Annotated in this window: 5 protein-coding genes and 1 pseudogene; 4 read left to right on the plus strand and 2 right to left on the minus strand. The window is 53.1% G+C overall.

Going from position 1 to position 5,817, the window contains the following annotated elements; translation table 11 throughout:
* From INT22_RS00680 to rfaH, 3 genes are all read left to right on the plus strand, one after another.
* The coding region (locus INT22_RS00680) for an SDR family NAD(P)-dependent oxidoreductase (protein ID WP_193067491.1) at positions 1-1,571 on the plus strand (1,571 nt) is incomplete at its 5' end.
* Complete coding sequence (locus tag INT22_RS00685) at positions 1,568-2,902, plus strand: aminotransferase class I/II-fold pyridoxal phosphate-dependent enzyme (protein WP_193067492.1); 1,335 nt, start codon at positions 1,568-1,570, stop codon at positions 2,900-2,902. The genes INT22_RS00680 and INT22_RS00685, both read left to right, overlap by 4 nt.
* Before the next feature lie 3 nt (positions 2,903-2,905).
* Positions 2,906-3,433, plus strand: a complete 528-nt coding sequence (rfaH, locus tag INT22_RS00690) for a transcription/translation regulatory transformer protein RfaH (protein ID WP_193067493.1) — start codon at positions 2,906-2,908, stop codon at positions 3,431-3,433.
* Between the two features lie 13 nt (positions 3,434-3,446).
* Here the strand turns inward: rfaH and rnk are convergent, their stop codons facing one another.
* Positions 3,447-3,860, minus strand: coding sequence for a nucleoside diphosphate kinase regulator (gene rnk, locus INT22_RS00695; RefSeq protein ID WP_095603255.1), 414 nt, complete (start codon positions 3,858-3,860; stop codon positions 3,447-3,449).
* 128 nt (positions 3,861-3,988) lie between these two features.
* Complete coding sequence (gene gdhA / locus INT22_RS00700) at positions 3,989-5,341, minus strand: NADP-specific glutamate dehydrogenase (protein WP_193067494.1); 1,353 nt, start codon at positions 5,339-5,341, stop codon at positions 3,989-3,991.
* Positions 5,342-5,694: 353 nt separating this feature from the next.
* On the opposite strand from gdhA, the pseudogene INT22_RS00705 reads away from it, so the two are divergent.
* Positions 5,695-5,796, plus strand: a pseudogene (locus tag INT22_RS00705) (transposase); the annotation flags it as partial.
* Positions 5,797-5,817 lie beyond the last annotated feature (21 nt).

Genomic DNA, 5,817 nt, shown 5'->3' on the forward strand with positions numbered 1-5,817 from the left:
TGGCAGGCGAAGCGATTAACCAAAACCTCCGCGCATTGCGCCCGTTTGGCCGCTTCCTAGAATTAGGTAAACGGGATTTCTATGAAAATACTCATATTGGCCTACGCCCGTTCCGCAACAACTTAATCTACTTCGGCATCGACTCCGACCAGTTGATGAAAGTGCAGCCTGCCCTCACCCAGCGCCTGTTCGGTGAAATGATGGCGCTATTTAACGATGGCACACTCAGCCCGCTGCCGTTCACGGCGTTCAGTCACAACCAAGTGATTGATGCCTTCCGTTATATGCAGCAAGCACGCCAGATCGGCAAAGTGGTAGTCACCTACGAACAGCCTATTGCTCCACCGCGTAACGAGCTATTAGGCACCGGCGCGATGACACTCGCAGCCGACGCCAGCTATCTAGTGACCGGTGGCTTAGGTGGCTTTGGCCTAAAAACGGCTCAATGGTTAGTCAGCAAAGGCGCACGTCAGCTTATCCTGCTAAGCCGCAGCGGTCCCGCTAGCGAAGAAGCCCAAGCTGCTATCGCGACCTTTGAAGCCCAAGGCGTGAAAGTACTGGCTGCGGCCTGTGATATTACCGATTACGACGCGCTAGCAAGCATTATGGCGCGCGTGCAACGCGAACTTAGCCCGCTGCGTGGCATCGTGCATGCCGCCACAGTGATCGACGACGGCTTGATTCGTAACTTAGATGCCGAGCGTATTCAAAAGGTGCTCGCTCCTAAAATCGACGGTGCTCGTCACCTAGACGCGCTCACCCGCGACATTGAGCTGGACTTCTTTGTGCTCTACTCTTCGGCGACCACGCTATTCGGTAACCCTGGACAGGCCAATTACGTCGCCGCCAACCACTGGCTAGAAGCTTTTGCTGCCCGCCGCCGTGCCGCTGGCCTAGCGGCTACCTGCGTACGCTGGGGGGCGATTGAAGATGTCGGCTTCCTGGCACGCAACACGCGCACCCGGGATGCGCTGCAAGAGCGCTTAGGCGGTTCTGCACTTCGCTCGGATGACGCCCTCAACGTGCTTGAGCAAATGCTGCTGACCCCAGGGCCAAGCCTTGGTGTTCTTGAACTTGAATGGGGCGCACTGGCACGCTTCTTACCCACCGCCCAGGCACCACGGTTTAACGAAATTGCCCGCACCAGCGATGATGATGGCAGCGTTGACCACGATGACGATATCAGTGCGCTACTGGCCGACCTCTCGCCAGAAGAGCTGCATAGCACCATTACCGACCTACTGCGCGCAGAACTAGCCAGTATCCTGCTGATTGATGAAGAGAAAATCGACATCAACCGTTCGGTATACGATATGGGGTTTGATTCGCTCATGGGCGTTGAATTGATGACCGCCATCGAGAACCGCCTGAACGTGCAAGTACCGGTGATGGTGTTGAGTGAAGCGTCAACGCTGAACAAACTGGCAGGTGTGCTGATTCAAAAATTACATCAGCATGACAATGATGTTGAAGAAGCGCCACAAGATGCGTTAGCCTCTCTGGCCGCTCGCCACGGGGCGGACGGGCTCAACAATGAGTCGGCTTCAACATCTACCACCGAGACACCATGACCGTAAAGCGCTCTGAACTGAAACGACAGCTGCTGGAACAGGCACGCAAGCGCCCAACGCCCCGTGCCACCAGCACCCAAGCCACTGCTATCTCAGGCGCCGAGGCAACTCGGACTGTTCCCGAGCGCTTTACACGATTTGATGCCCACCCGGGTTATCAGCAGCTAGTCATGATGCGCCAGGGCGCTAAACAGCTCGGGCTTATAGACCCGTTCTTTAAAGTCCATGACGGCCTCGCCGGTGCTACCAGCGTGATTGATGGACATGAGTGCATTAATTTTGCCAGCTACAACTACCTGGGTTACTCCGGTGACCCACGGGTTGTTCAAGCGGCATCCGACGCAGCGGCTCACTACGGCACCTCCGTCTCTGCCAGTCGCGTCGTCTCGGGTGAACGACCTATTCACGGCGAACTAGAGCAAGCGATCGCCAACATCTATGGTGTTGAAGACGCGGTTGTTTTTGTCAGCGGTCACGCAACCAATGTGTCTACCCTTGGCTATCTATTGGGCCCGAAAGACCTTGTGCTTCACGACGAGTACATCCACAACAGCTCATTGGTCGGCGCGCAGCTGTCAGGCGCAAAGCGCATGTCCTTTAGTCATAACGACCCTGCCGCACTCGACGCGCTGTTAAGTCGTCATCGCCATCAATTTGAACGCGTTCTTGTGGTCATTGAAGGGCTTTACAGCATGGATGGCGACATCCCCGACCTACCCCGCTTTATTGAACTAAAGCAACGCCATCGGGCGTGGCTGATGGTCGATGAAGCGCATTCGTTTGGCGTCATGGGCGACACTGGCCTAGGCTTAAGAGAGCACTTTGCGATTGACCCAATCGATGTCGATATCTGGATGGGTACGATGAGCAAAACGCTATCAGGCTGCGGGGGCTATATCGCAGGCAATAAAGCGCTGGTCGAAACACTGCGCTACTTTGCACCCGGTTTTCTTTACAGCGTCGGCATGCCCGCCCAAGTGGCCGCGCCTTCACTTAAAGTACTGGAATTGATGCCCCAGGAAACCGAGCGCGTTACCCAGCTACAGGCTATTTCGCACTACTTCCTGGAGCAGGCGCAAGCTAGGGGAATGGACACCGGTCATAGCATTGGCTCTGCCGTCGTACCCGTTATTGTGGGTAGCTCGCCGCTCGCGGCACACCTCTCCCATGCGCTGCTTGCGCAGCACATTAACGTGCAGCCTATTCTGTATCCTGCGGTTCCCGAGAAAAGCGCGCGGCTGCGTTTTTTCCTTTCCTGTGAACACACCAAAGACCATATTGACCAAACGCTGGATGCACTCGCGCTACTGCTCGCCAATGCCAAAGGGTGATTTATGGATGAATTCGAAACCCAATCAGAGTGGATTAAACCCTGCTGGTATGTAATTCAATGCAAAGGTGGCGAGTCATTTCGCGCCGCTGAACACCTCACCAATCAAGGGTACGAGGTGTTCCACCCAGTGCTGAACGCTAAACGTAAGCGCCAAGGCAAGCTTACGCTGGTGAACGAGCCACTTTTCCCCTATTACCTGTTTATCCGGCTGGATCAAACCGTCAGCAACTGGCGGCCCATTCGCTCCACCCGCGGGGTACTGCGCCTACTCACCTTTGGCAACACGCCCATTGCCGTGCCAGATGCACTAGTAGACACCCTACGCGCACAGCCGCATCACCAGGAAGGCAGCCACAGCTACTTCTGCGCAGGGGAAACCGTGACGATCACCGACGGCCCCTTCAAAGATTTAGAAGCCGTCTTCAAACGGTGTAAAGGCGAAGAGCGCGCTATCGTGCTGCTTAACGTGCTACAACGCCCACAGGATGTTGAGATCTCTGTCGACAACTTACAGAAGCGCGAGGGGTGATACTCCCCTCTCTTTATCGATGAAACTGCTTCTCTCGCTCGGGCTGCCAGAAAATCGCATCGATACGTAGGCGTACTTCGGTGTTGTTGGGTAGCGGCCACTCAATAACATCGCCCACTCGTAAGCCAATTAACGCCGCGCCAATTGGCGCCATCACCGAAATTCCATCCTCAACGCTTTCAAGTGCATGAGGATACACTAACGTTCGAATCATCTGACGTTCGCGGGTCAGGTCAGTAAAGCGTATCTGGCTGTTCATGCTAACCACATCTTCAGGGATATCCTGAGGGTCAAGTACCTCTCCGCGCTCCAACTCTTCTTCCAGTAGCTCCGCTACCATCATGTCTTTTTCAGATGCATTATCAATCAGGCGCTGAAGTCGTTCAGCATCAAGTCGATTAATGATAATAGAAGGACGCTGCCCCATCTCTACTCTCCTTGGAAAGCAATCAATAGTGATGTTAGTGAGCATAAAACGCACCAACGAAAACAGCCCTTCCCCAGAGGGAAAGGACTGTGTCACGACAGTGTATGTGGTTTAGCTAATAAAAGCGATTAGATAACGCCCTGCTCAATCATCGCATCGGCCACTTTGCGGAAGCCCGCAATATTGGCACCCAATACAAGATTGTCAGGTTCACCAAACTCACTTGCCGTATCCGCACACTGACGATGAATATCCGCCATAATCTGTTTAAGCTTCTGGTCAACTTTCTCTAACGGCCACTGCTCCATACTACTGTTCTGGGCCATCTCCAACTGACTCGTCGCCACGCCACCTGCATTCGCTGCTTTTCCGGGCCCATAGGCAATTTTAGCCTCTAAAAAGACATCTACCGCCTCTTTGGTGGAAGGCATATTAGCGCCCTCGCTCACGCAGGTAACGCCATTCGCCAACAGTGTTTTGGCATCGGCTTCGGTCAGCTCATTTTGCGTCGCGCAAGGGAATGCCGCCTCGCCTTCAATACGCCAAACCGCGTGGCCGTCCTGCGGGTAATCCCGAGCCGAAATATACTGAGCTTCCGGGTGCTCATGCAGGTAGCTTTCCAACGATACACGCTGGACTTCTTTTAACTGTTTTAGCAGGCCTAAATCGATACCGCTAGGGTCGTGAATAGTCCCCTTGGAATCACTACAGGTAACGGGCTTGGCACCCAGCTCATAGAGCTTCTCGATCGTATAAATCGCCACATTACCCGCACCAGATACCAAGCAGGTTTTACCACGCAAGGCTTCGCCTTTCGCTGCCAGCATGTTCTCGGCAAAATAAACCGCACCGTAGCCAGTCGCCTCTTTGCGACCGAGGGAACCACCCCAGTTTAGGCCTTTCCCAGTCAGCACGCCCTCGTAACGGCCCGTTAAACGCTTATATTGACCAAATAGATAACCAATTTCTCGTCCACCAACGCCAATGTCCCCAGCGGGCACATCGGTATGCGGCCCAATATGACGATAAAGCTCCGACATAAACGCCTGACAGAAGCGCATGATTTCGTTGTCAGACTTCCCTTTTGGGTCAAAGTCAGCGCCACCCTTACCACCGCCAATCGGCAACCCCGTTAACGCGTTTTTGAAGATTTGCTCAAACCCTAAAAATTTAATGGTGCCCGACGTCACGCTGGGGTGAAAACGCAAACCGCCTTTATAAGGGCCAAGCGCCGAATTAAATTGCACGCGATAGCCTTTGTTGACTTGTACACGACCAGCATCATCCACCCAGCTCACCCGGAACATGACCTGACGCTCCGGCTCAACAATGCGCTCAATAATACTGTGCTGATGGTAATGCGGCGCACGTTCGAACAATGGGCGAAGACATTCAAGCACTTCCTCAGTGGCTTGATAAAACTCAGTTTGTGCAGGGCTACTTTTCGCTAAACGTGTCAGCGTATCGTGAACATAAGGCATATACAGTCACCCTTTTATAGTTAAAAACGTCGATTTGCTGGCCAGAGCGATGACGTATTTAACTGCGGACACGAATATATGCATACCCTATGCAGGTTCGGTATAGGCCAGAAACACATCAAAAATAGACTAAAGTGCTAGCTTTTCCGCCCCGTTTTAGTGCAATTAATAAATACTAATAAACGAAAAATAAACGAAAGCGTCAGTTTAGAACTCAGTTCAATAAGTGTTTAAACACAGTTGATGTCACCTATCCATTTTTTAACCCCTAATACTCCAACGGTGCTTTTTTAGTATCGACGTCACCCCCAGATTGAGTAGCGCTACACTTTAGAGTCCGAAGGAGATTGGACATGAAGAAGCGTTTCAGCGAAGAACAGATCATTGGCTTCTTGGGCGAAGCGGAGGCGGGACTCCCCATCAAGGAGCTATGTCGTCGGCACGGTTTCTCGGAGTAAGCGTTCATCCTACGACGT

The sequence above is a fragment of the Halomonas sp. 3D7M genome (assembly GCF_014897885.1).
In the GTDB taxonomy this organism is placed as follows: domain Bacteria; phylum Pseudomonadota; class Gammaproteobacteria; order Pseudomonadales; family Halomonadaceae; genus Vreelandella.